Origin of the sequence: Vibrio crassostreae, assembly GCF_024347415.1 — a bacterium.
GTDB classification, from domain to species: Bacteria; Pseudomonadota; Gammaproteobacteria; order Enterobacterales; family Vibrionaceae; genus Vibrio; species Vibrio crassostreae.
Genome location: NZ_AP025476.1, coordinates 1509711 through 1533581 on the forward strand (window position 1 = coordinate 1509711; position 23871 = coordinate 1533581).

Below are 23871 nucleotides of genomic sequence, written 5' to 3' on the forward strand. Positions count from 1 at the left end.
TTAGTGTGTTCAGAGCTATACGAATTCTAACTCTGGGTGATGGTACGCCTCATGACAAACCGTGAGCACATGGTCAATGTCTCGTGGAGTCATGTCGGCATTCACTGAAAATCGGATGATGTTCTTATTCTTCCCTGTCGCTGGGCGGCAGAACACTGCACCGAACACATCACGTTCTTCAAGGAAATCGCGCACTCGCTCTGTATTTCTTTCATTACCACACTCTAGCGAGACGATTTGAGATTCACTACGGATGTTAAAGCCAATCCGTTTTAGACCCGTAATGAGCGACTGTGCTCGCTTAAACAGGGCTTGTCGTTTGTCATCTGCACCTTTAATCACCTCCAATGTTTTCTCTAAACGAATCACTTCTTGCGGCAATACGGTTGAGCTAAAAATGGCAGGATAAGCAACAAACGGCAAAGTATCAGAGAGCTGTTTGGGCCCAAGGATCGCGCCTGCACGATAAGCGAAGGTTTTGGCTAAGCTGACCGTGATAAAGTCGACTTGGTCAGTGAGCCCGAGAGCTTGCACTAAGCCTGCACCTTTTTCACCGTGTGTCCCTAATGAGTGCGATTCATCGACGATAACAGCGCAATCAAACTCTTGCGCCATTTCGTAGATGTCGCGGAGCGGGGCAATGGTACCAATGGTGCTGTAAATCGAGTCGACAACAATCACACCAGAACCATGACGTCCCAGTTGCTTACGTAAGTGACTCATATTGTTATGCATAAATGGATGAGCTGCCGCGCCTGCTGCGCGAATACCTTCCCATAGCGACATATGTGCAAAGAAGTCGATATACACCGGCGTATTTGGCGGACAGATCGTTTGAAGCAACCCAATATTGGCTGCCCAACCAGACTGAGAAAGCAGGCAGGTTTCCATTCCAACATAGTTGGCGAGTTCGGTTTCAAACGCAGGTTTAGACTCTGCATCTTGTAAGAAAATCGCAGACATTACCACATTGTCGTCGTGGTCGCTGATCGCCGCTTGGTGAGCTTGTTGGATTGCTTTGTTATGTGACAAAGACAAATAATCATTGCTCTGCATGACAACGGAGTCGCGCGATGGACGTTTACCCAACACCAAGTGTTTTTGGCTTTGGTTCTGGGTGATTAGGTCTTGAATATAGAAGCTCAAGCGTTCTTCAATAAAGGAAGGTAATGTTTTGTTTTTGGTTTTATCACTCATAATAGTTCTCTTCAAATATAGGAAAACGCCAGCGCTGACGGCTGTATATTGAAGATAAAAAGTGGTGTGTCATTAGCCAAGTTGCATAATTTTGTGGGTGCTTGCAAACTCAGCATTTAAGGGTTTTGAGGCGAATGGATTTCCTTACGGTAACGAGCTTTAACCCAATTCCAATCAGAATAATAACCGCCTCTTTTATAACAAATAGCGATGAAGGGACTAAGAGTCAAAGCCGTGAGAGAAAGCTCTTAGAAAAGGCTAACCACTGACACATTGATGGATAAGTTTAATCAAGTCATCCAACTGCTGTTTGGCTTCTCCCTCTAACGAATAACCAAAATTGATGCGTAGACAGTTGCTGTAGAGATCAAGAGTGCTGAACAGATGCCCAAGCCTGATATCAAGGTTTTGTTCGGCGACCGCTTGAGTAAATGCTTGTTGATTTAGATTGGGTATTTGTAACCAAAGCACCATGCCACCTTGTGGGTTACTGATCTTCACATCTTGAGGAAGGTGTTGAGTTAAATAGCTGAGGTATTGTTGGCGCAAAGAGAGGATTTGAGAGCATCTTCTTCTAACGTGTTTGGCGTATTGGCCTGATTCGATAAAGTCAGCAACCGCGAGTTGAGTCGGCAGGGCGACGCCATAGCTAGCAGCAGAAAACTGAGCCTTGTACTCGTCTATGTATCTGCCAGGCAAACACCAGCCTAAACGATAACTGGGTGAAAGGCTTTTCGATACCGACCCACACCACATCACGTATCCGCCTTTGTCATAGTATTTTGCTGGCAGAGGCGTGTGTGATGAGTATGACAGCTCCAAATACACATCGTCTTCAATGATGGGTACTCGATAGTGGTTCGCTAATTCAGCCAGTTTTTGCTTTTGACTGGCAGACATATTGATCCCTTGAGGATTCATATGGGAGGTACAGAAGATTGCTGCATCCACACGTTTGTTTTTCAGATGTGTTTCTAGCTGTTTTAGGTCGACACCGTCATCCAAAGACGGGATCTCGATGATCTGGCGTGACATCTTGCCGAGCAACTCCAGAATACCGTTGAAGCAAGGAGAGCTGATGGCAATGGTGTCACCTTCTTTGGTGCAGGATTCGAGAGCGGCTTTAATCGCCGACATACAGCCTGCCGTGATCACCATTTCGTCAGGTCCAAAGTGGACATCAAGCTTGGCAAAGTGGGTGGACAAAGCTTGTCTTAACATCGGCTCGCCCTGCGTATCAGGGTAGTGATTAAGCCTGTCGCCCATACGTTTGATAGAACGGCGGAAACTGCGTTCTAGTTCAACAATCGATTGTTCATCATTAGTGGTGCTAGAGACCCCTAAAGGCCCATTGATTGAGTTGTGAGTCGATGAAGTTTGCTTAACTTTGGAAATCTTACTTTCAAACTGCGCCCACTCAGGTGTTGAATGAACAGGCTTGTGAGGCGAGACAAAATACCCCGCTTGCGGGCGAGAATGAATCCAACCCTGTGATTCTAACTCTTGGTAACAGCTCACTACAGTCGACATGCTGACGGTTTGTTGCTTAGCCAATTGACGAAGCGAAGGCATACGCCCACCTTCAGGTCTTTTCCCACTTTCAATCTCATTAATAAACTGATTGGCAAGTTTTCTGTAGATGCTCATTGTCACGACCGTTATTAACTGTACTGGTTTTTATTGTAAAAATTGTATCTGTACCGGTTTTATTGTTCAAGGGATACTCTTTTAAAACAAAGGAGGGGTCAGTATGAAAAGAAATGATTTGTTGTTAGCGGTGTTCGTCATGGCAATTTGGGGATTCAATTTCTCGATGATCAAAATGGGCGTGACCAATGTGCACCCTTTGTTGGCAACGGCTGCGCGTTTCTCGCTAGCGGTGATTCCAGTGATATTTTTTGTGGCGAGACCGAATGTCGCTTGGCGCTATTTAGTCAGTTATGGCTTTGTGTTCGGTGTGGGTATTTGGGGCATGGCTTCATGGTCAATCACAGCGGGGCTCTCATCAGGGTTGTCGTCTGTATTGCTTTCTACCAACGTATTAATTGGTATGGCCGTTGGGGTATGGGTTTTCAAAGAAAGTACGTCGGTTCGTAAGTTAGTTGGTGCGATGTTAGCCATGTTTGCACTCGCAGTCTTAGTCTCGGCGGCACAGGGTAATATCACCGTTAATGGCGTGATCTTGATTATGATTGCAGCGTGTAGTTGGACGCTAATGGGCGTGATTGTTAAGGCATCTAAAACCACTCAAGCTTTTGCGTTCAATGTCTGGGGGATGTTGTTTGCTCCAGTACCATTAGTGTTATTTGCAGTGATGCTACACGGTGATCAAATTATCTGGCAGGGCATCGAACAATGGGATTGGAATACGACGATTGCTGTTCTGTTTCAGGCTTACCCGACCACCTTGTTTGGTTACTGGGTGTGGAATAAGTTGTTAATCCAATATCCTTTAAGCACAACGGCACCGTTAACCTTACTAGTACCAATCTTTGCATTGATCAGCGGTTACTTTATGTATGACGAAGTATTGTCAGTCGCTCAAGTGGTTGCATCGGTGCTGTTTTTAGTCGGGATTGGTTTGATAGTGAAGCCTGCGAAGGCTTCTAATTCTCAAGCTACAACGAAACTCGCAGAACAAAAGTGATTGATAATCGGACAGTATTCAATGAAACGGATAGAGTTCAAATGCTTTGAATAACAATAAGGCCTCGCACTTGCGAGGTCTTACTCTATGTCGAAGAAGTGAAGTTACTTAAAGAATTAATTAACAGCACTCTATTCACTTGCTCTCAATGAACTAGCTCTTAATTAATAACTCTATTAACTAAGCGATCAAGTCACCATACACTTGAGTAATTGGCACTCTAGTTCTTCATCCATTTGGTGCCCGATCACTTCAATTCTAGTTTCGGCACACTCATCGAGTTCTGATTCGGTCAAACCATCCTCTGTTAAGTTGTAGCCAAAGATACCATTTGGAGTAATGAACACTGCTTTCATGCGTTTGACTTTCAAGCCGACTAGAAATCGTCGTAAACGCTGGTGGTCGAACAGTTTGTCAGCCGCGAATCGCCAACCAATACTTTCAAACCCTTCACCTTGGTTACTCGCCTTTATCATACCGCTCTCTGGCATCGGTAATTCTGAAGCGAGTGGCTTATCTTGCTTATGATGGTGGTGATGGTGCCCATGAGCTTGGTGGTGATAGAAATTACTGTTTCCATCAAACTCGTCGTATGGGATCTTACCATGATGAGCAAAGATCAGCTTAGTGTCAGGGTGACAAACCTGAGCAATGTACTCGGCCAGCTTTTCTGCATCGCCATTGTTATATAGGTCTACTTTATTACCGATAATCGTATCGGCAATGGTAATTTGTTGGTTGAAAGTATCATTCTCTGAATAACTTGTATCAGACAGTTTACGAGCATCGACCAAGGTGATGTTCTTTTGTAGTGACAGCACTTTACGATAATGCTCTGAAGATAATACTTCTAACACTTCTTTTGGGTGGCCGAGTCCAGTAGGTTCAATCAGTAAGCGGTCTGGTTTCGCCTCAGAAAGCAATTGATTGAGTGCTATCTGCATCGGTAGCCCTGCGGCACAACACATGCAGCCACCGGGTACTTCACGAATAAAAACTCGCTGCTGTTTGGTTTGATTGCCTTCGAATAAGCTTCTATCGACGCCAATTTCTCCAAATTCATTTACCAAAATAGCCCAGTTTTCATCTTCGGGTTTGTTCTTCATTAGGTTGAGAATCGCGGTAGTTTTACCTACGCCGAGAAAACCGGTAATGATATTGGTTGGAATACCCAAGAGAGGTTTGTTATCAGAGCTCATTGGCAATTCTCCTATAACCTTGCACAAGGGTATGGTTGGCCGAAACAACAGACTCTGAAAACGCAGAATACTCAGGTGGTACCTTTGAGATATTGTTCAAATCAAACCCTGAACCGATGTTGGTCATTGGTGGTACATGGAAGCTTTCAGGTAAGTCGTTCCCGTCCACCACACAGTTATGGCGAATTACACAACCTTTGCCAATCACCGCATTAAAGACTACTGAGTTGAAGCCAATAAATACGTCGTCACAGACCTGACAAGGACCATGAATGATCGTTCGGTGAGCGATGGATGAGCGTTCACCAATAGTGACGGCTGCGCCAGCTTTTGAATGAATAACCACACCATCTTGAATGTTGGTGTCGCGCTTAATCACGATGGCTTCCATGTCACCGTGTTCGTTGACCTCGTCAGCTCGAATCACAGCGTAAGGGCCAATAAACACGTTGTCTTCAATGATTACCTTGCCACAAATAATGGCAGTCGGGTCAATGAAAGCGGTCTCCGATACTTCTGGCATGTGACCGCTTGGATTTCTTCTTAACATATTGATTTCTTTTTATTGATGGTAATAACTGCTGAACTAACGCTCAAATGAGAGCCTCATTGCAGGAGTGACCATGTCACTCGATATTTGTTTTGATGTATCAGCGGTATGCGTATCTTGGTTCTCAGGGGATTCTGGATTGCTATATACCTTGGCGCCATTGACCCAGGTGTGCTTGATCTGAGCAGAGAATTCGTGCCCTGCGAACGGTGACCATCCACATTGATACAAACTATTTTCATTGCTGACTAGAGTTGGTGTCTGTGGGTCGACTAATACTAAATCGGCGAAGTAGCCCTCACGGATATAGCCGCGTTCCTGTATCGCATAACGGGTCGCTGGGTTATGTGCGGTTTTCTCGACTACCTGATCGACAGTCAAGGTTCCAGCATGTACGTGGTCAAATAGGCTCAACAAGGCGTGCTGTACCAGAGGTAACCCTGCTGGTGCTTGTTCGTAAGGAACTTGTTTCTCTTCCCATGTATGTGGCGCGTGGTCTGTTGCGATGATGTCGATTTGGCCCGTGCTCAACGCTGTTAATAGAGCGTCTCTATCACTAGGGTATTTGACGGCTGGATTACACTTAATTTGGTTACCGAGCGTTGTGTAATCTTTATTGCTAAACCATAAGTGATGGACACAAGCTTCTGCGGTAATACGTTTTCCCTGAATGGGTCCGGCTTCAAACTGAGCGAGTTCTTTTTCTGTCGTGATATGCAACACATGAAGTTGGCTATTGTGTTTTGTAGCTAGCTCAATCGCATAAGAAGAAGAGGCATAGCAGGCGTTGTCGTCTCTTAGAATAGGGTGATCTTCAATCGTGAAAACTGCTTTCTCTTTTCTTAATTGTTCTTGGTTTTTCGCGATAACAGGCCCGCTTTCACAATGGGTGACAATCAGGACGGGAGAATCACGAAATATGGCATCGAGTGCTTGAGGATCTTCAACCAACAGGTTACCTGTTGAAGCGCCCATAAACACCTTTACACCACAGTGCTTGGTTGGGTCGAGTTGCTTGATTTGTTCTAGGTTGTCTTCGGTTGCTCCGAGATAAAACGAGTAATTTGCCAGCGAGCTTTGTGCTGCAATATCGAATTTTTTTTCTAAGGCTTCAATGGTCGTTGTGGCAGGGTTTACGTTTGGCATCTCCATATAGCTGGTAATACCGCCTGCAACCGCAGCTCGTGACTCAGTGGCGATTGAGCCTTTGTGTGTTAAACCCGGCTCACGAAAGTGAACTTGGTCGTCAATCATTCCAGGGATTAAGTAACAGCCTTGAGCATCGATGACCTCATCGTTTGGGCTCGGTGAAATGTGGTTTGCGATCTTTTCGATTCGCTGGTCGACGACCAATACATCCGTTTCGGTGACGATGCCTTCGTTAACCACGCGGGCATTCTTTATGAGCGTTGCAGACATAACGTTTCACTTTCTCCTTGTTGATGGGGCAAATACTATTGGGAATGGTTAAGAGAGTAGGAGCATCATTAAGTGGAAGCGGTCGCATCTTGGTTAGCGCATTCATCGCACACACAACTTATCTCTAACTGAGGGCTAACAACGGTGAAGCCTTCTTGCTTAGCGTGAGATTGAAGGTCGCGAATAATGGCAGGGTGGATGGTTTGCTCGCTGATCTTGTCGCATTTGGAGCAGATCAAAAATTGGGGGATGCCATGTTCATGTTCACAAAGAATATGGTCGCAAAGTATGAATTTATTGGAGACTTTCAGTTTATGCGCCAAGTGGTGCTCTTCTAAGAACTCCAACACTCGATAAACCGACATCGCCTGAACATTCTGATCAAAGTGCTCTTTACAGTAATCGACAATTTCATAGGCAGACAGCGCTTTGTCAGCGTGTACCAACGCACGCAATATCAACAGTCTCTTTGCCGTAAACTGTTTGCCATTGGTTTTGCAGCCGTGTTTTACATGCTTAATGATCGCTTCGACGTCTCGCATTCAATCCACTAAATTAAAAATAATATAGAGATGTTATAACATAACAATTTAAGTGGTGAAACGTACTTTTGGTTTTGTTAGTACTAAGTGTGACTATTATTAGTTTTAAATGAAGTAAGGAAATGCGACGTTTTTAGGTTGGATGCGGAGGTTCCGTTGGGTAATACCGTTTTAAAACGTCAACGAGCGTGACGCATATCTGCATTCCGATATTGACCCAATCGAATTAAATGCTGAAATGATACGAATCTCATATTTAATAACGCTTATTTAGTAACCTCTGTTGAGTTCGATATCAAATCAAGTGGCTGATTTTATTGGGTATCGGAGAAAAGTCTCAGAAATTAATATTTAGAAAACTAAAGTTTTAAATATTGGTTAATTTGATTTGGCTGGAGTATAACTCTGTTTGATGGCCGGGAAGTAGAGGTTTTTCAGCTATATGTGTGAATTTAGGAGCGAGTTATCTTTCTGATTTGAAAGAATAATTCAATAGTTCAGATAAAAAAGTTGGCGAAAATCAGAAGCTTGGCATACACTTTCCTTGTAAATGACCTTATCTCATTGATTGAATAGGGTAAATGCTTTGGCGCTACTGGCGATAGTAGCAATGTTTAACATAGCTTTGAGGAAAGTTTTATGGCACTCACGAAGGCCGATTTGGCTGAGAACCTGTTTGAGACACTCGGATACAGCAAGCGGGATGCCAAGGAAACGGTGGAAGTGTTTTTCGAAGAAGTTCGTAAAGCACTCGAAAATGGCGAACAGGTAAAACTGTCTGGTTTTGGTAACTTTGATCTTCGCGAGAAAAACGAGCGACCTGGTCGTAACCCGAAAACTGGTGAAGACATTCCAATTTCTGCTCGACGTGTTGTTACTTTTAGACCGGGACAAAAATTAAAGGCCCGAGTCGAGAATATTAAAATCGAGAAGTAGCCAAGCAATAGACCACGCCAAGCGTGGTCTTTTTGTTTTTGTGGTTCATACATCGTCTGTTGACTTTCTTGTCGCTAGTTCCCCTTAGTAGTATGACCTTACTCTTTTTTCTTAGTTGCTCTCCTCGTTAATCACCATTAGTGACATCTCTATATTTTGCTGTCTGATAGGAATGGAGTAAGGAAAGCAAATCGAGAACGCCAATAACAAGAAAAGGCTGCGATTATGCAGCCCTTTGTCGTTCTTGTTTATGATAATTGCTTCGTCAGTGACTAAGCTGCTTTGATGTGCGTTGTAATGTACGGTTGCCATGCTTGTTGGTAAAGCTCTAAAGATTGACGTCTTAGGCTATTGATTTGCGCCGCTTCGATATCGTTGATTGGGCGTTTTTCTGCAATAGCGTGACGCTCAATGCCTTGGATAATTTCGTAAAGCTCGTGTTCAGGGCCACTTTTCACATCAGCGATGGCTCTCAAGTGAAGTTGAACTTCAGCAATAACATTAGTTTTAGGTAAACGAACCAAAAGGTTCAAATCACGATAGCCAGAATCAGCCGGTGATTTGAATTTGTTTTTCACTTTTACCACATCCGCTTCGCGGCTTAGGGCTTCGTAAACTTCGACCAAGCTTTCTACATCGTTAGCGATGATGGTTGCACGGGCTAAGTCGGTAATTCTTGATACATCGCCATCTAACTCAAGTTCAATTTTCTCTTCTGCTCGAGCTTGAGATTTAACGCCAGCGAAGAGTGCGTCTGAGTTAGTCAGTAGGGCAGTACTTTTACAGATGGTTTCTAGTTCAGCCTGTGCTTGGTGAGCTTTGCTGTACAGAATATCGAAGTCGGTATAAGGCTGAGTCGGACGTGAGTCGAATGCTTTGATGCCGTATAAGCCGCTAAGGCTGTGGCGGAATACGTTTGATGAAACTTGGTTTTGCGCAGGAGTGCGCGATTGATCAGTTGAACTTGTTGAAACAGGTGCTGCTGCGAATGCAGGCGCTCGGCTCAATACTAGAAGCATTAGGGCCGTCGTACGGAGAAATACACTCATTCAAACTCCAAAATACAAGGTTACAAAAACGGGTAAATCAAAAGGGGTAACCAGTAACGCATAAGAGTAAAAACAGCTTAACTACACTAACCAATCTCGCTATATATTAGATGGGGCTAGTTAAGACCGAAACCAACTCTAACGTTTAATATTGCTTTAAAATGTGAAGATATAGACAAATCATTTAAGCGTTTGTTCCCAAATTTTGAGAACTTTGAACCTCGGCAATCTTCTTTGCTAACTCGCGTTGTTTTCTACTCTGACTCATGTCGTTTTCAAGTTTGAATCAAGCGAAGGTTGCTCTTACTTCTCTATACTGTACCCTTGCATTATGACTGTTTAACATGAACGAAAGATGAATAATCCTGAATTTTGGCACAATAAATGGGCAGCCAACCAAATTGGTTTCCACCTTGAAGATGTAAATCCGCTTCTTATCGAATTTTGGCAAAAGACTAACCCTAGTTACGACAAGAGTGTCTTCGTGCCTCTTTGTGGTAAGAGTGAAGATTTGATTTGGTTAGCGACCAAACATGAAGAAGTTCAAGGTGTCGAATTAAGCCAGATCGCAGTTCGCGCATTTTTTGCCGAGCACCTTTACACGCCGACTGTGACTCAAATTAGCGGTCAGCACGAGCTGTACCAATTCGATGAATTGAACATCTATACAGGCGACTACTTCACAGCGCCAATCCAGCCTGTCGATACCATTTATGATCGAGCTTCTTTGGTGGCTTTACCTGCTGAGATGCGCGTGCAATATGTGGAACGTTTGAAGCAACTGTTAAAGCCAGGCGGCAAGATCTTATTGGTGACATTGGATTACGACCAAAGCGAAATGGCAGGGCCTCCGTTTAGCGTGCCTAAGCTAGAGATCGATCAGTTATTTGCAGGTTATAACATCACTTTGTTGAATCAAGATATTGCAGATGATGAACATCCTAAGATTGCGAAGAAAGGCTTGTCTCGATTCAGTGAAGAAGTGTATTTGATTGAGTCTGACGCTTAAGCTGAGTTTTCTTTTAAGCCAACAGCTAAAACGAACAAAAAGACGGGCTCGATAGCCCGTCTTTTTTATTGTTCAGATTTGAAGTTGTGATTGTTCAGAATTGAATAGCTGGTTAGTAAATCACTTTTACTTTTGCCGCGCTTTCAATGGCATCTTCGATCGCTGTTTCTGTGCTGTTGCGACGAGTTAACGCCACACCAAGACGACGGCGACCATCAATGTCAGGCTTACCAAACAGACGGACTTGCGTTTGTGGTGCGTCTAGCGCCTCTGCAAGGCCTTCAAAACGGATATTCGTTGATGTGCCTTGGCCTAAGATAACCGCTGATGCACATGGGCCGTATTGAGTAATTGACTTAATTGGCATACCTGTAAAGGCACGAACGTGTAGTGCGAATTCCGACGAGTCTTGAGACATCAAAGTAACCAAGCCAGTGTCGTGTGGGCGAGGGGACACTTCATTGAAGATCACGTGGTCGCCTTTAACGAACAGTTCAACACCAAAGATGCCGTGACCGCCTAGCGCGTTAACCACTTGCTCTGCCGTGTATTGCGCGGCTTTCAGTGCGTTGTCTGACATGATCTGTGGCTGCCATGATTCACGGTAATCACCGTCTTCTTGGCGGTGGCCGATAGGGGCGCAGAAGTGCACACCGTCGACTGCACGAACGGTAAGTAGTGTGATTTCGTAATCAAAGTCGATGAAGCCTTCGACGATCACACGACCCGCGCCAGTACGACCACCTTCTTGCGCGTAGTCCCAAGATTTTTGGATATCTTCTTCGGTTTTGATAACGCTTTGGCCTTTACCTGAAGAACTCATTACTGGCTTAACAACGCAAGGCATACCTACGAACTCAACGGCAGCGGCGAAATCTTCAAAGGTGTCGGCAAAGCGGTAAGGCGAAGTGCTTAGTTTCAACTCTTCAGCGGCTAAACGGCGAATACCTTCACGGTTCATCGTTAGCTTGGTTGCATTGGCCGTTGGAACGACATTTAAGCCTTGCGCTTCTAGCTCTACCAACTTGCTGGTCGCGATAGCTTCAATTTCAGGAACCACATAATCTGGCTTTTCTAGCTCTATGATAGCTTGCAGTGCATCGCCGTCTAACATGTCTAATACATGGCTACGATGCGCAACTTGCATTGCTGGTGCGTCTGCATAACGGTCACAAGCAATAACTTCCAAACCTAAACGTTGGCACTCGATAGCAACTTCTTTTCCGAGTTCACCTGAACCTAATAGAAGTACACGAGTAGCATTTTCACGAGTAGCAGTACCAAACATAGAAATTCCTTCCGATCTTTTGAACGATTGATTGAAAACGGGGTGATCATACTTATTTCAATGACAAAAGCAAACGTTTGCGCAAGTTGTTGCGTTAATTACAGATATAAAAAAAGCAGCCCTGTTAAATAGGGCTGCTTATTTAAATTTTTGTTAATTAGATGTACTTAGATTGCTAAGTAAGTCACTGGAATGTCGGGATTAATCGCTTCTAATGTAGATTGCGTATCCGCTAGGTGGCTGATGCTACCTTCTGCGATTTCAACCAAAGCAGCACTTTCAATTTGTTCAAAATCGAAGCCCGCCAGTTTAAGTTGAATCAATGCCACTTGCAGAGGGGGCAGGCTCGGGTTAAACGCAGCATTTTCTGCGTAAGCACCCGTGAAGATCTCACCTGACGTTAGTTGTAGTGAAACACCGCTTAGGTTTTTGGTGTAAGGAGCATGGCTGCGGTTTAGTGCTGCTAGCGCTTCTACAACAATAGGCGTTGTTTCTTCGGTCGTGTACTTATGATCAAGCTTAGTCATTAGGCCAGTTGTTACACCTAAGTCTGCAGGGCCGAACGAGTCTGGCAGGTACTCCTGCAGAGACATTTCATCACGCTGTGGAAGCTGAACTTTAAGTTCTTTTGCTGTTGTCAGTTCGTTCATGAATTGACGACAGTGACCACAAGGACTGAAGTTGATCGTGATATCTGAGATACCTTGTTCGCCTTTCATCCAAGCGTGGCTGATTGCAGATTGCTCTGCGTGAACCGTTTGACCAAGTTGAGCTCCGGCGATTTCAAGGTTTGCACCAAAATACAGAGTACCAGACAAACCGCGCACGATTGCACCAACATAAAAGTCAGATAACGGAGCGTAAGAATACGCTGCGGCAAAAGGAAGTAGCGCAATACGTAGCTCGTCATCCGCTAAACCACTTGCTTGCAGTAAGCTAGCAAATTGTTCTGGAGACAATGTCGCGTCAAAGTTGTCTGCTAATACGATGTCACTCAAAAGTGCTTTGATTTCTGTTGGAGCACTTTCCAGCGCCAGGGTAATACGACTGTTCATGTTGAATCCTTAATTGACCTTAGGCTTTAAGTTTATGCAATACTCAGGAATTTTCTGTGACAAGGATCACTATTGAATTGTTGTTGTTACATTGGTTTGCATAATTAGAGTGAGGTCACACTTGAAATCGATTACAAGAGCCATTTATACAGTTGATATCGCACTTATTGCTCGTAAAAGACCGTGACTTGACTGCTCTTGCTGAATAAATGCGAATAAAAAGCCCAAACAGACACTGTAAGTAACAGCATTCTGGTTGGGCTGAATCGCGTAGTGATTGTTTCGATTAAGAATAGAACCAAACTACAAGCGAAAATATACTCGGTGCGATAATCGAGGTAATGACGCCACAGAGAACAAGCGCTAGAGAACTGAATGCCGCATCTTCTTGATTCTTTTCAGCACATGTCGCAGTACCTAATGCGTGAGATACCGTTCCCATTGTTAACCCTCTGGCGATTGGGCTCTTAATACCAATCAGGTTATAGATTGGGTAAGCAAAAATTGCCCCAAACAGACCAACAATCAAAACCAGAATCGCAGCAATAGCCGCTTCACCACCTAAATGACTTGAGACTTCCATTGCTATAGGTGTAGTGACCGATTTACCTAGTAGGCTGGCAATTAGGCTCAGATCTGCTTTAAAGGCGACCGCAATCAGTGCTGTTGTTGTCATCGACATCACACTGCCCAGCGTGCAAGCAAAGGTGATGATGCGCCAGTTCGCTCGAATTTGAGGTAACTGTTCATATAGCGGATAAGCAAGCGCCACAACCGCAGGCTGAAGCATGTAAGTAATCCAAGTGTTGTCTGCGTAGTAGGTCTCGAAAGGGACTTTGAAGAACAACAGAATTGGAATAATGATGCCAATGCTGATCAATAACGGGTTACACAGTGGTGAGTTCACTTTTTGGCTTACCCAGCGAGCAAACAGGAACACTACAATAGTGAGTAGAATCCACATGATTATTTACCTCTCGAAAGTAAGCGGTCTAAGAACCATGATAAAGACACCAATACGATGAGCGTACCGCCAACGGCACTGGCCATGATTGGCAATGCATTGGCAATAAGCATGTCGAAGTGATCCATTAACCCAACACTGATTGGGACGAACAATAAGATCATCAAACGAATAATCAGACTGGCACCGGGTTGTACCCAGTGTGATGGAACAATACCTATCACCATGGCGGTAAACAGAATCAACATGCCAAAAATACTGCCTGGAATTGAGGTCTCTAGATATTGTTGTAACGCGTTGCCTGCAGTGAGAGCACCTATGATTAAGGTGAAGGAGATTAAGCAGTAAACGAGTTTGATCAATCTTTCTTTCAAAGTGTCACATCTCTTGATAATGAATTAACTAGCTAGCTTTTCTACGTATTGATAAACCGCTTTCAAGATAGCCATTTTCTTCTCGTCGCTTTCATGTTCATGCGCGAGGTTTTCTAGATTCAGCATGTACTCTTCTAAGCGACTCTCGTAAAACTCACGACAATGGTTCGCCCATTTCAGCTGCTCAGCTTCATCAAGTGTCCATGGGAAATGACGAGCGCGGTAACGGAACAACAACGGCTTAATACGCTCGTCACTGAAAGTGATGTCTAAAGCGGCCAAGTTGTTCGGGTCAGTTTCACGAATGATGTTCATCGCGGTCTTATCTGCTGGAGAGAAGAAGCCATCGTAAAGGTGTGTGTCTACATCATCGCTTTTTTCGTATTCACGCTCTTGTGAGTACAAGCCAATCAACTTTTCACGAATCTCTGGATGTTCACGTAATAGGGCTAGATTCTTCAAACACTGTTGACGATCGATACCGATCGTTTCAGCATTTTCAGCGGTGAGCGTTTTTGCTGGCGCGAGAATAGGGCACTTGTTGAGTTGTACCAGTTTGATTGGTACTGGCAGTTCGTCTTCAGCAAGCTCGCTGCGCTTGGTATAAAGCCTTTCTCTTAGTTCATCCGCATCCATTTCCAGTAAAGGGCTTGGGTCTTTCGCTAGGTCGACCACAATAACCGCGTTTTGGTTAGTCGGATGCCACGCCATAGGCACCACCCAGCTTGTGTAATTACAATCACGACCAAACATGCCTGACACGTGCATTAACGGTGTCATGTTGACGATGTCGACAAGCTCATTCAACTTACGCTTGTGGCGCATGTTGTAGAGGTAATCAAACATCTTAGGTTGTGCGGCTTTCAGCTTTTTCGCGAGTTCGATAGTTGCGATAACATCGGCCATTGCATCGTGCGCGTTCTCATGTTCAATGCCATTTGCCACAGATAGGTGTTCCAGTTTAAAACTTGGGTAACCTTCTTCATTCTCTGGCCAAACAATGCCTTCAGGACGCAGTGCGTGAACAGCGCGCATTACATCCAGTAGATCCCAACGTGAGTTGCCGTTCTGCCAGCTCCACGCATATGGGTCGATGAAGTTACGGTAACAGGTGTAACGCGTTACTTCGTCATCGAATCGAATGCTGTTGTAGCCAAGGCTTGTGGTGTTTGGTTTTGCCAGCTCTGCATGAATCTTGGCGATAAACTCAGGCTCAGGTAAGCCTTGAGACATGGCTTTTTGTGGTGTGATGCGAGTGATCAGCGCAGCTTCAGGTGCAGGAAGATAATCAGCAGGAGGTTGGCAGTAGATAACCAAAGGTTCTCCGATAACATTGAAATCTTGGTCGGTACGAACACCTGCGAATTGACTCGGACGATCTTTCGCTGGGCTCACGCCCCATGTTTCGTAATCGAAAAAGAAGTAGGTTGGCTGATTATCTGAACTCATTGAATTTCCTGAACAGTAAGCGGACGACGTTTACTGTGGCTGAAGGTTAGTTTTGTTCAGTATCTGATAGTATGCGGTACGCGTGCAACCCAGATCACAAATAAATTGCCGGAAAACGGTGCTTTACTATTCAATCGAGTCAACAGGGAAGCTTTTGAATCGAATTGTGGCGATTTCTTCGTAACGGTTCTGCCTGTTTACGGTTCAGATGAGCGGCGGTGGTGGAGAGTCAGGGTCACTATCAAGGTACAGATGTTTAAGCTATCAGACGACCGTTTAAACCGTTACATCTTCATGCCTAATGCTCTCCCCAATTTAGTTGTCTTTCGGCAATATAATTCACTTAGCTTTGACGATTTATTGATTATTAATGAGTGTAGGGGTAATCATGTTGGATAGTTCTACGTGTCTCATTTTTAATACTGTTTAAAACTTATGTTTAAACTGGCTAATACAGAAACTTATTATTTCATTTTTATTACAGAACAATGTTAATACTGGTTTGTTTCATTTGTGAGACTATATTGCAACACGGTGATCTATATAGTGATTCATTTAAATAAAATGCTTGGTTATTACTTTTGTTTATTGTGCAGACATTTTAAATAAAACGTGTTTTATAAAAATAATGACGTATAAAATTAAAGGGATTAAGTGTAAAACCAGTTTTATATATAATTAATAAAAACACCTAAATACCACTATTTTTGTTAGTGTTATTTATATCAATTTGCGTGATCTTATTCTCACTGCGCCTCATTTCTTTATAAATTAGTGTCAATGTATATATTTTATAAATAGGATTGCTGTTACTTAATTGTTAACTCTGATTAACTATTAGGTAACCCTAATAATAAAGCCGATTTTATATAAAGGATTAAAGAAATGAACAAAGTCTTTAAGGTTGTTGCTGTATCTGCACTTTCTATCTCTTCAGCGAACGTTTTCGCTGTGAGTGACACTTTTGATGCAACACTAGAAGTAAAACAAGCAATTACAATGACAAAAACAAGTGATCTTGACTTCGGTATCATCACTTCAGACAACACAACGGACGTTGTTATCGCTCAAGGTGATGCTGGAGCTGCGGCATTTACTCTTTCTGGAGAATCTGGTGATGCAGTAACAGTAAGTATTTCTGATACTAACTTGGTAAACGGCGTAAATACGATTGCAGCTGAATTCGACTTTAATAACGCTATTACTCTTACGGGGGGTAATGCGAACCTTAATATTGGTGGTACTGCACGTACTTCAAGTGCGACATTAGTTGCTGGTACATATACTGCTAACGTTGCAGTAGATGTAACTTACCAGTAATTAAATGAAACCAGTGTAATATTGTGGCTGCTATAAAGCAGCCGCTTTTACTATGAGTGTTCTATTCAAATACGCGATTTATATTGGTCTGATGATTTACTCCAGCCCTTTTCATGCGCTAGAAATTATTCCTGAGAATATGGAAGTGAAATTTCCGGGCATGTATATCTCTGGGTCGGGCCAGAATGCGGATTCAAACCCATCCAATAGTCAGGTTTATGTGGTTCGTTTTTATGTTGAAGGTGAGCCTGGTAAAAAAATCGTGGTTTCTCTCCCTTCCAAGCAATATCTAAACCATTCTCGTAAATCCAAACGCCTGCGTATTAGAAAGTTCTATTTTGGTTGTGGCTTATCAAAGCGTGGTAGAGCCAAAATCAAAGGGAATGGAAGAAGCAAATTATTGTGTATTGGTGCCAAAGTGAAAATCGGCGCTAACCACCCAGCAGGCCTTTACACCAGTACAATCCCTTTTGAGGTTAATTATAAATGAAGTTGTTTATCTCATGTGTTCTCGGCTTAATCTTCACAACACAAGCCTATGCTCAGTTACTCATCGCACCGACTCGTTTTGTGCTGGATGCCGACACTTCAGTGACTGAAAAAATCGTCGTCGAAAACAATTCAGATCAACCGATTCGCTTGGAGATAAAACCGATTTATCGCCCGGTAAAGGCGAGTGGCTTAGTTCGAACTGACGCTAATATCTCGCAATCAGAAGATATCGCGAGTTGGATTAAAGTGTCACCACCAATAATTCGTGAATTGAAACCCAACCAAAGACGCACTGTTCGCTTACGCATGAACGCATTGCCAGACGACATGCCAGATGGCGAATATCGAGCTTACCTATGGTTTTCGCCTATCGCGAAGGCTGTTGAAGCCTCACCGCCTGATTTATCCAGAAAGGTTCGTTCTAACAACGGTTCTGCGTTTCAACTTAACTTTCATATCAACAGTTATGTACCGGTTTACGTGCAAAAAGGTGAGCAGGTACAAGATGTGAAGTTTCAATGTGATGGTCAGAACCTAAAGATCACGAATGACGGCAATTTCCAGTTCAGCGCTAAACTGAATGTCGATGAACACAGTGAAAAGGTGGTGTTACTTCGTAATGCAGAGTTAACCAAACCGCTACCGAAGGGCTCAAAGGTTTCATTGGTGCAGAACGACCAGCCTTTGTACGAATGTGTTCTGTAGCTTGAACTGTGTGTTGCCAGTGATTGTGCGCTCAACTGAGTGACGACAAGATCCATGTTTCAACATTTGGCTTGTCGAGTTGCCTTGCTTTGTTCACTGTTTCCATTTGTCGCTCTTTCACAGTCAGAAGGGGAAAGTGAGGCGATTGAGCTTTATCCTGCTCATATCGAAGTTCGAGTAGGGCAAGTCGGTGATAGTTTCTATCGTGTCATGATGGATGATTACGAAGAGCCGTTTATTTCGATATCAAATGCCGCGTTTTCTCTGCTAGAGATGAATGGGCAGTGCGATGAGAACGGCTATTGCGAAATCTACTTGCCACAAGACGTTGGGCGAGAGTCTCCCCCTTATATCGTTGATACTGAGCAAGCCGCCTGCTATCGCGATGACAACAATATCCAGTCGATCAAATATCAAGTCATCGACTCAGAAACTTACATCCACTGGTACAGCTTACAAGCTTGTATCCCGGCTAAAGTGCGTTGGGATATTGATGATTACCGACTCACCGTTTCTCCAGAATTTAGCTCATTGACTGAGTTGGAAGCGGCTATTTCTAAGATGAAAAATGAATCACGTAAGAAGGCCGAGGATCTCAAGCGAGCTGAAAACACGCCAGCTTTCGAACCTGTTGCCGCCGTGGGTTTGGCGACTCGGTTAGCGACTTCGGTTTATCACGACAGTGAAACTGGCGGTGATATTTACGCAATTTCAGACACCATATTAAGCTCTGAACACTTCTTGTCTCGCTTGTCGATTGATTCACGAGAAGATAACCCCATCGTTTATTACAACATTGCGGTAGAAGCTCATGACGGTGAAGGCTCTCTGGAAGTCGGCCATGTGTTATTAGATGGCAGCGTCTTTACCGTGAATCAAACCCTCGAAGACGGGCTCTATTACACCAATCGAAAGCGACAGACAGAGTTCGGCAACCTTCAACTCGAACGAACCACTCAACCTAACATCAGCATCGATGTTTTGGTTAATGGCATCTATCAAACCACTTATCGCTCTGATGAGTTTGGACGCTTCGTTGTTGAAGAAGACAATATTTCCCCCGGTGACACCATCAAGTTTCGCTACTACTTGTCGAAAGGGGTTTGGCAGGAAGAAGAGATCACCGTCGCCGGTTTAGAAGATGCGTTTCTGCCACGCAACGAGTGGGGCGTGCAAGTGGTCGGTAATGAAGGCGCAGACCGAGCGGGCGCAGTGTCACTTGAATATGGGCTCGCCGATTACTTCACCGTGGGTAGCGCCTTTATGAGGCAACACGGCAAAGATCTGATTGGCTTTCAAGGACGATATTTACCAGCGCACTGGTTTGCGGGCGATATCGGTTGGTTGCCGGAGTTCAATCGCTTTCCAATGGAGTTTGATATCTTGATCAACGGCGATCAGTCGGCATCGATAGAGCTCAATAAAACCGATGAATTGGACTTAGAGTCGATGGAGTACGACGTTTTCAAATATAACTTGTCGCTTTCAAACCTAACGGCCTTTTTGACGGTGAGAGATGATGACGACGAATTGAACGTTGAACCTAAGCTCAACTCGAAAGTGGCTCGTAATTTGTTTGTCTCATACGCCGGTGATTATCGATATACCAAAGCTTCTCACCAAGATGATTATCTACACACTATTGGCTTGGCAAAAAGTGGGTTTTCGGATACATCGTGGAATATCTCTGGAACTGTTGATGGCTCGGGTCATCATGAACGAACGGAATTATCCCTAAGGAATGCGTGCAAAGAGTGCCTGTTAGATCCGTTGGAGGTTTTTCAAGAGCTCACCACTAATGTATCAGCTCGCTATCAAAAGCAGGAGGTTTCGTTTACGGCTTCTTTGGAAGCTCGAGTGAATCCTTATTTGCTCTTTAAATTGGAAGGAACTGAAGACCGATACGGTGTCGAGATGACGACCGAATTCGGCGCGAAGACTTACTTTGATGAAAGCATTGGTGAGTTTGTTGAGTGGAATCGATACAACCATTCTAAGCTGACGGGCATTGTTTACGATCACCACAAACAGCCCATACAAGGTGTAAGCCTACAAATCTTGGATCAACGAGCGGTCAGTGATGCAAAAGGCCGATTTGAATTCTCAAGTGTTCCGGCTCGAGATAATCTGCCTATCTATATTGATGAAGGGGCACTCGACCTTAACCTTACACCGATTCAAAACCCTGTGTTTGTAAATACCAAACAGGTAGGACTGACCCACGCGCATATCGAAATGGTAGTGTCGTTTGGCGTTGATGGCACGGTAGAAGGTGACCTAGAAAACAGTGCTTATCTGCACTTTAAACATATCCAGAAAGGCACCGAGTATTCGAGCGAGATTGAGAGCGATGGCTTTTACATGGTAGAGGGGCTCATCGCGGGCAAATACATTGTGACTTTAGAAATGGGAGACAAGCGATACGTGCAAGGTGCCGACTTGGACGGCGATTTCTGGGTAAGCGACCTCACATTCAACCTCATTGATTTTCATAAGGTGTACTAGATCCGATCGCTTTGATTAGTCTGATGGAGGTGAGAGTATCAATCGCACTTTCTGTTTCATGGTTAACTCTCGGTTCTTCAAATCTTTGAATATGGCCTTCCATTCTTGAAAGGTGACCACTATCGGGTTAAAACTGTTTACAGGCTTGGTGACGCCGTAACGTACGGTTTCAACTTCAGGTTCGAACGTACCAAACAACTTATCCCAAATGATCAAAACACCGGCGTAGTTCTTATCTATGTATTGCGGGTTTTTGCCGTGATGCACACGGTGGTGTGATGGGGTGTTAAAGATGTATTCAAGTGGTCCTAAGCTTCGTATCCATTGAGTATGTACAAAGAACTGCAAACCTAGATTCAGAAGCACCACAAAGATGACCCATTTAGGGTCAAAACCTATGATGACCAACGGTACCCAGAATAGCCACATCCCAGCAAGTGGGTACATTAAGCTTTGACGGAAAGCCGTACTGAAGTTCATCTGTTCTGAGCTGTGGTGCGCGACGTGTGCTGCCCACATCCAGCGAACACGATGGCTTGCTCTATGGAACCAGTAATAGCAAAAGTCTTGCAACACCATCAACACAATGAAACTCAGCACGCCCATTTCAATGTCCATTAAACGCCAACCAAACATCAAGAGATACAACTGCACGACCAATAACCCGGTGAGCAAATCGGAGAGTTGATGCATTCCCGCAAGCGTGAAGTTACACATCACTTCTGAAAGTTTATAGCTGGAATTATCTGGTAGTCGACCTTGCTTCTGACCGATAAAATACTCAGCCAACATGCACACCACGAATAAGGGCGCTAATACCAGCAGTAGCCATTCTGGGTGATTGATTAATGCGTCGATATTCATGTTTTATCCTTGTTGAGACGCCATACGCGTTCTTAGTATCAAGCTTACTTAGACTTGATCGTCTGAGATTCAGTCAGCAGAATTTCGCTACCAGCGAGCAAAGTGATCTTCTGTTAGACCAAGAACATCATCGAGTTGATGTGTCACTCCATTGTTGTCTTCAATCGAGCCAGAAAAGTGACCAACGAACTGACGAAAGTTACTTTTTAACAGCCATAAATTGAGCTTTTCGCTGCGATTATTTAAGGGCGTAAAGGTCAGGTTTATACGTCCATCTTGTGATGTTATCTGCCAAGGTAAATTCGTGTCTTGGCGATTAAACGTAAACTGCACCGGATGAAGTAAGTGTCTGCTTCCATTCACCCATAAAACGTTTTCGCAGCCTCCGGTTTCATTGACGCCCGCTGCGAGGTTCAGGCCAATATCAGTGCCATTGGATTGCGCGTTGATGCTTGCCCAGCGCCAACTGGTTTCACGCCTCATGTAACCCGCTGAAAAGTCATACCCGGCACGAGCTTGCGTGAGCTTTAATGATGTTCCCTTGACTTGGATGTCGCCGCTGATGCGCAAAGCATTGTGCTTTTGGGTGTAAGTCCAACCTGAATAACCCGTTGGGCTGCACATCGACATGGGCAAGCTGTCGGCTTCAGGCTCTAAAACGATATCGGCCTTGATGAGTTTGGTATTCAAACGAACTCGCCATTGTCCGCCTTCGATATCGAAAGCAATGCTTTGGCTTGCGATGCTTGTTGTTCCTTCGTATGGTGAAGGCGTTACTTGTTTATCAAACCCAAACGGCCTCAACCAAGACGACTCTTCCAGGTGGTTGTTTTCAATATCGTACAGATAACAAAATGCCGAGCCCAAGTAGCGAATATCCGCGATAGCGACACCAATAATGTGTGTGTCGGTGACGATGCTGACAAATTGGAATTGTTTGTAGTGGAAGTGCTTCTGCCAAGGAGCTGCTTTTGAATCCATCGAGTTTCGGTAGTCAAAGTTCTCGATGTTCAGGTGTTTTGGGATGCCATCGAAATGCCCAACCGTCGGCTGACCATTAGAACCAATCAAACTGTGTGGAGCAGGGGTTGTTTTTATCATTGCGATGGTTCACATAAATTTAACAATTAACAGCATTGTGCAATGAGTAACGTAAAATTGGGAGGTCATAATCGGACAAGAGCAGGTTATCAATCACGATTTTGTCAGTAGTGTTGTTGAAGCTGAGTAGTCATGTTTATGGGAATGGGCTCGATATAAGGAGAGACGATTGGAGATTATCGCGGAGTATAAGCCGACCGGACATCGGCATCAGTTGGGTACATTAGATATCGCGCTGCTGTTGAATACGTTAGAGCAACGAGGTCTCGATATTGAAAGGCTACTCAATGATGTGGGTTTGCCGAACATGGATTGGCGAGACCCAAATGGGAAGCTGACTTACGCGGATAAACTTGCGTTATTTAGCGTGGCGAATCAGAGCTTTCCTCACGATGGCTTAGGGCTTTGGCTGGGGGACCACGCTAGCTTGAGCCACTTTGGTGTGTTGGGTTATGCGCTATCGACCAGTCAAAATGTCGGGGAGGCCATCAAGTCGGGCTTTAAATATCTGCGCCTGAACGGGCCTATTTTCTCGGTTAAATTGTTTCTAGATTCCGAGCAAGCAGTGATTCAGATTGAGAACACCTTGGAAGTGGGCGATCTCCTGCCTTTCTGCAGTGAGTATTTCTTGAGTTCAATCGTCTCTTTGTTCAAAGAACTGACTGGTCATGAGTTGGATATTCACACTTTGGCTTTGCCTTATGCTCGCCCCAATTACGCCAAGCTTTATGACGAGCGTTTCCAGTGTCCGGTGATTTTTGAACAAAGCCATTGTGAACTGCGTTTTGATGTCTCGGTTTTGTCACAAACCTTATTGACTCATGATGCCGCGACACTGAAGCGCTATCTTACGTCTTGCCAGTCGATAGTCGAGACGCTGGACTCTGAGCATCTGCTGACTAACCAAATCAAAACGATCTTTTATCAAACCGCAGGTAGCTTTCCGACTATAGAGCAACTCGCACTAGAGTTTGGTTGCAGTTCTCGCACACTCAGGCGAGAACTGGTCTCTCATAATTCCAGTTATCAAGCCTTACTTACTGAAGTCCGAGTCGAATTAGCCAAAGAGCTATTACTCGGTACAAGCATGAGTATTGATGACATCGGTGAAAGGCTTGGTTATAGCGATCCTGCAAACTTCAGAAGGGCGTTTAAAGGGTGGCTGAGTAAAACGCCCGCGCAGTTTCGGGATGGCTTAAGTTAAAG

The 23871-nt window shown here is 44.3% G+C and carries 22 protein-coding genes; 8 read left to right on the forward strand and 14 right to left on the reverse strand.

Translation table 11 applies throughout. The features are described 5' to 3' along the window. Positions 1 to 15 precede the first annotated feature (15 nt). Positions 16 to 1197, reverse strand: a complete 1182-nt coding sequence (gene cqsA, locus OC193_RS06875; protein WP_048664854.1) for an alpha-hydroxyketone-type quorum-sensing autoinducer synthase — start codon at positions 1195 to 1197, stop codon at positions 16 to 18. A 258-nt stretch (positions 1198 to 1455) separates the two neighbouring features. Further along, positions 1456 to 2844 (reverse strand): aminotransferase-like domain-containing protein, encoded by a 1389-nt coding sequence (locus tag OC193_RS06880; protein WP_048664855.1) that lies wholly within the window; start codon positions 2842 to 2844, stop codon positions 1456 to 1458. Between the two features lie 103 nt (positions 2845 to 2947). Between OC193_RS06880 and OC193_RS06885 the strand changes: the two genes are divergently transcribed. Next, positions 2948 to 3844, forward strand: coding sequence for an EamA family transporter (locus OC193_RS06885; protein ID WP_048658495.1), 897 nt, complete (start codon positions 2948 to 2950; stop codon positions 3842 to 3844). 188 nt (positions 3845 to 4032) lie between these two features. Here OC193_RS06885 and OC193_RS06890 read toward each other — a convergent pair whose 3' ends face one another. The 4 genes from OC193_RS06890 to OC193_RS06905 all read right to left on the reverse strand — a co-directional run bounded on the left by OC193_RS06890 (position 4033) and on the right by OC193_RS06905 (position 7554). Continuing rightward, positions 4033 to 5043, reverse strand: coding sequence for a CobW family GTP-binding protein (locus OC193_RS06890; RefSeq protein WP_048664856.1), 1011 nt, complete (start codon positions 5041 to 5043; stop codon positions 4033 to 4035). Then, the gene (locus tag OC193_RS06895) at positions 5033 to 5593 is read right to left on the reverse strand and encodes an LbetaH domain-containing protein (protein WP_048664857.1); all 561 of its coding nucleotides are present in this window, start codon (positions 5591 to 5593) and stop codon (positions 5033 to 5035) included. The genes OC193_RS06890 and OC193_RS06895 overlap by 11 nt, the downstream gene beginning before the upstream one ends. A gap of 36 nt (positions 5594 to 5629) precedes the next feature. After that, positions 5630 to 7012 carry a dihydroorotase gene (locus tag OC193_RS06900; RefSeq protein WP_048664858.1) on the reverse strand — a complete coding sequence of 461 codons (1383 nt, stop codon included), beginning with the start codon at positions 7010 to 7012 and terminating at the stop codon, positions 5630 to 5632. A gap of 68 nt (positions 7013 to 7080) precedes the next feature. Continuing rightward, entirely contained in the window at positions 7081 to 7554 is a 474-nt protein-coding gene (locus OC193_RS06905; protein ID WP_048664859.1) for a Fur family transcriptional regulator, read from the reverse strand. Positions 7555 to 8193: 639 nt separating this feature from the next. On the opposite strand from OC193_RS06905, the gene ihfA reads away from it, so the two are divergent. Further along, positions 8194 to 8490 carry an integration host factor subunit alpha gene (gene ihfA, locus OC193_RS06910; RefSeq protein WP_004734853.1) on the forward strand — a complete coding sequence of 99 codons (297 nt, stop codon included), beginning with the start codon at positions 8194 to 8196 and terminating at the stop codon, positions 8488 to 8490. Between the two features lie 272 nt (positions 8491 to 8762). Here the strand turns inward: ihfA and OC193_RS06915 are convergent, their stop codons facing one another. Next, positions 8763 to 9539 carry a RelA/SpoT domain-containing protein gene (locus OC193_RS06915; protein ID WP_048658501.1) on the reverse strand — a complete coding sequence of 259 codons (777 nt, stop codon included), beginning with the start codon at positions 9537 to 9539 and terminating at the stop codon, positions 8763 to 8765. A gap of 355 nt (positions 9540 to 9894) precedes the next feature. Between OC193_RS06915 and OC193_RS06920 the strand changes: the two genes are divergently transcribed. Next, on the forward strand, positions 9895 to 10548 hold the full coding sequence (locus OC193_RS06920) for a thiopurine S-methyltransferase (RefSeq protein WP_048664860.1): 654 nt from the start codon (positions 9895 to 9897) through the stop codon (positions 10546 to 10548). Positions 10549 to 10660: 112 nt separating this feature from the next. Here the strand turns inward: OC193_RS06920 and purT are convergent, their stop codons facing one another. From purT to sbcB, 5 genes are all read right to left on the reverse strand, one after another. Continuing rightward, on the reverse strand, positions 10661 to 11836 hold the full coding sequence (gene purT, locus OC193_RS06925; RefSeq protein WP_048664861.1) for a formate-dependent phosphoribosylglycinamide formyltransferase: 1176 nt from the start codon (positions 11834 to 11836) through the stop codon (positions 10661 to 10663). A 167-nt stretch (positions 11837 to 12003) separates the two neighbouring features. Beyond that, on the reverse strand, positions 12004 to 12891 hold the full coding sequence (cdd, locus tag OC193_RS06930; RefSeq protein ID WP_048664862.1) for a cytidine deaminase: 888 nt from the start codon (positions 12889 to 12891) through the stop codon (positions 12004 to 12006). A 286-nt stretch (positions 12892 to 13177) separates the two neighbouring features. Beyond that, positions 13178 to 13855, reverse strand: a complete 678-nt coding sequence (locus OC193_RS06935) for an LrgB family protein (RefSeq protein WP_017104495.1) — start codon at positions 13853 to 13855, stop codon at positions 13178 to 13180. Between the two features lie 2 nt (positions 13856 to 13857). Next, positions 13858 to 14229: a CidA/LrgA family protein gene (locus OC193_RS06940; RefSeq protein WP_017080643.1), complete on the reverse strand. Its 372-nt coding sequence runs from the start codon at positions 14227 to 14229 to the stop codon at positions 13858 to 13860. 24 nt (positions 14230 to 14253) lie between these two features. Further along, positions 14254 to 15678 carry an exodeoxyribonuclease I gene (sbcB, locus tag OC193_RS06945; protein WP_048658505.1) on the reverse strand — a complete coding sequence of 475 codons (1425 nt, stop codon included), beginning with the start codon at positions 15676 to 15678 and terminating at the stop codon, positions 14254 to 14256. Between the two features lie 885 nt (positions 15679 to 16563). Between sbcB and OC193_RS06950 the strand changes: the two genes are divergently transcribed. From OC193_RS06950 to OC193_RS06965, 4 genes are read left to right on the forward strand one after another with little or no spacing between them, the layout of a single operon-like run. Further along, on the forward strand, positions 16564 to 16998 hold the full coding sequence (locus OC193_RS06950) for a DUF4402 domain-containing protein (protein ID WP_048664863.1): 435 nt from the start codon (positions 16564 to 16566) through the stop codon (positions 16996 to 16998). A gap of 52 nt (positions 16999 to 17050) precedes the next feature. Beyond that, positions 17051 to 17488 carry a DUF4402 domain-containing protein gene (locus tag OC193_RS06955; protein WP_004734872.1) on the forward strand — a complete coding sequence of 146 codons (438 nt, stop codon included), beginning with the start codon at positions 17051 to 17053 and terminating at the stop codon, positions 17486 to 17488. Continuing rightward, the gene (locus tag OC193_RS06960; RefSeq protein WP_048664864.1) at positions 17485 to 18195 is read left to right on the forward strand and encodes a fimbrial biogenesis chaperone; all 711 of its coding nucleotides are present in this window, start codon (positions 17485 to 17487) and stop codon (positions 18193 to 18195) included. The genes OC193_RS06955 and OC193_RS06960 overlap by 4 nt, the downstream gene beginning before the upstream one ends. Positions 18196 to 18249: 54 nt before the next feature. Beyond that, positions 18250 to 20700 (forward strand): carboxypeptidase-like regulatory domain-containing protein, encoded by a 2451-nt coding sequence (locus OC193_RS06965; protein WP_048664865.1) that lies wholly within the window; start codon positions 18250 to 18252, stop codon positions 20698 to 20700. Positions 20701 to 20715: 15 nt separating this feature from the next. On the opposite strand, the gene OC193_RS06970 is transcribed toward OC193_RS06965, so the two are convergent. Next, on the reverse strand, positions 20716 to 21564 hold the full coding sequence (locus OC193_RS06970) for a sterol desaturase family protein (protein ID WP_004734875.1): 849 nt from the start codon (positions 21562 to 21564) through the stop codon (positions 20716 to 20718). An 87-nt stretch (positions 21565 to 21651) separates the two neighbouring features. Further along, positions 21652 to 22665: a DUF2804 domain-containing protein gene (locus OC193_RS06975; protein ID WP_048664866.1), complete on the reverse strand. Its 1014-nt coding sequence runs from the start codon at positions 22663 to 22665 to the stop codon at positions 21652 to 21654. A 169-nt stretch (positions 22666 to 22834) separates the two neighbouring features. Here OC193_RS06975 and OC193_RS06980 point away from each other — a divergent pair, with 169 nt between their 5' ends. Next, complete coding sequence (locus OC193_RS06980) at positions 22835 to 23869, forward strand: AraC family transcriptional regulator (protein WP_048658510.1); 1035 nt, start codon at positions 22835 to 22837, stop codon at positions 23867 to 23869. The last annotated feature ends 2 nt before the right edge of the window (positions 23870 to 23871 follow it).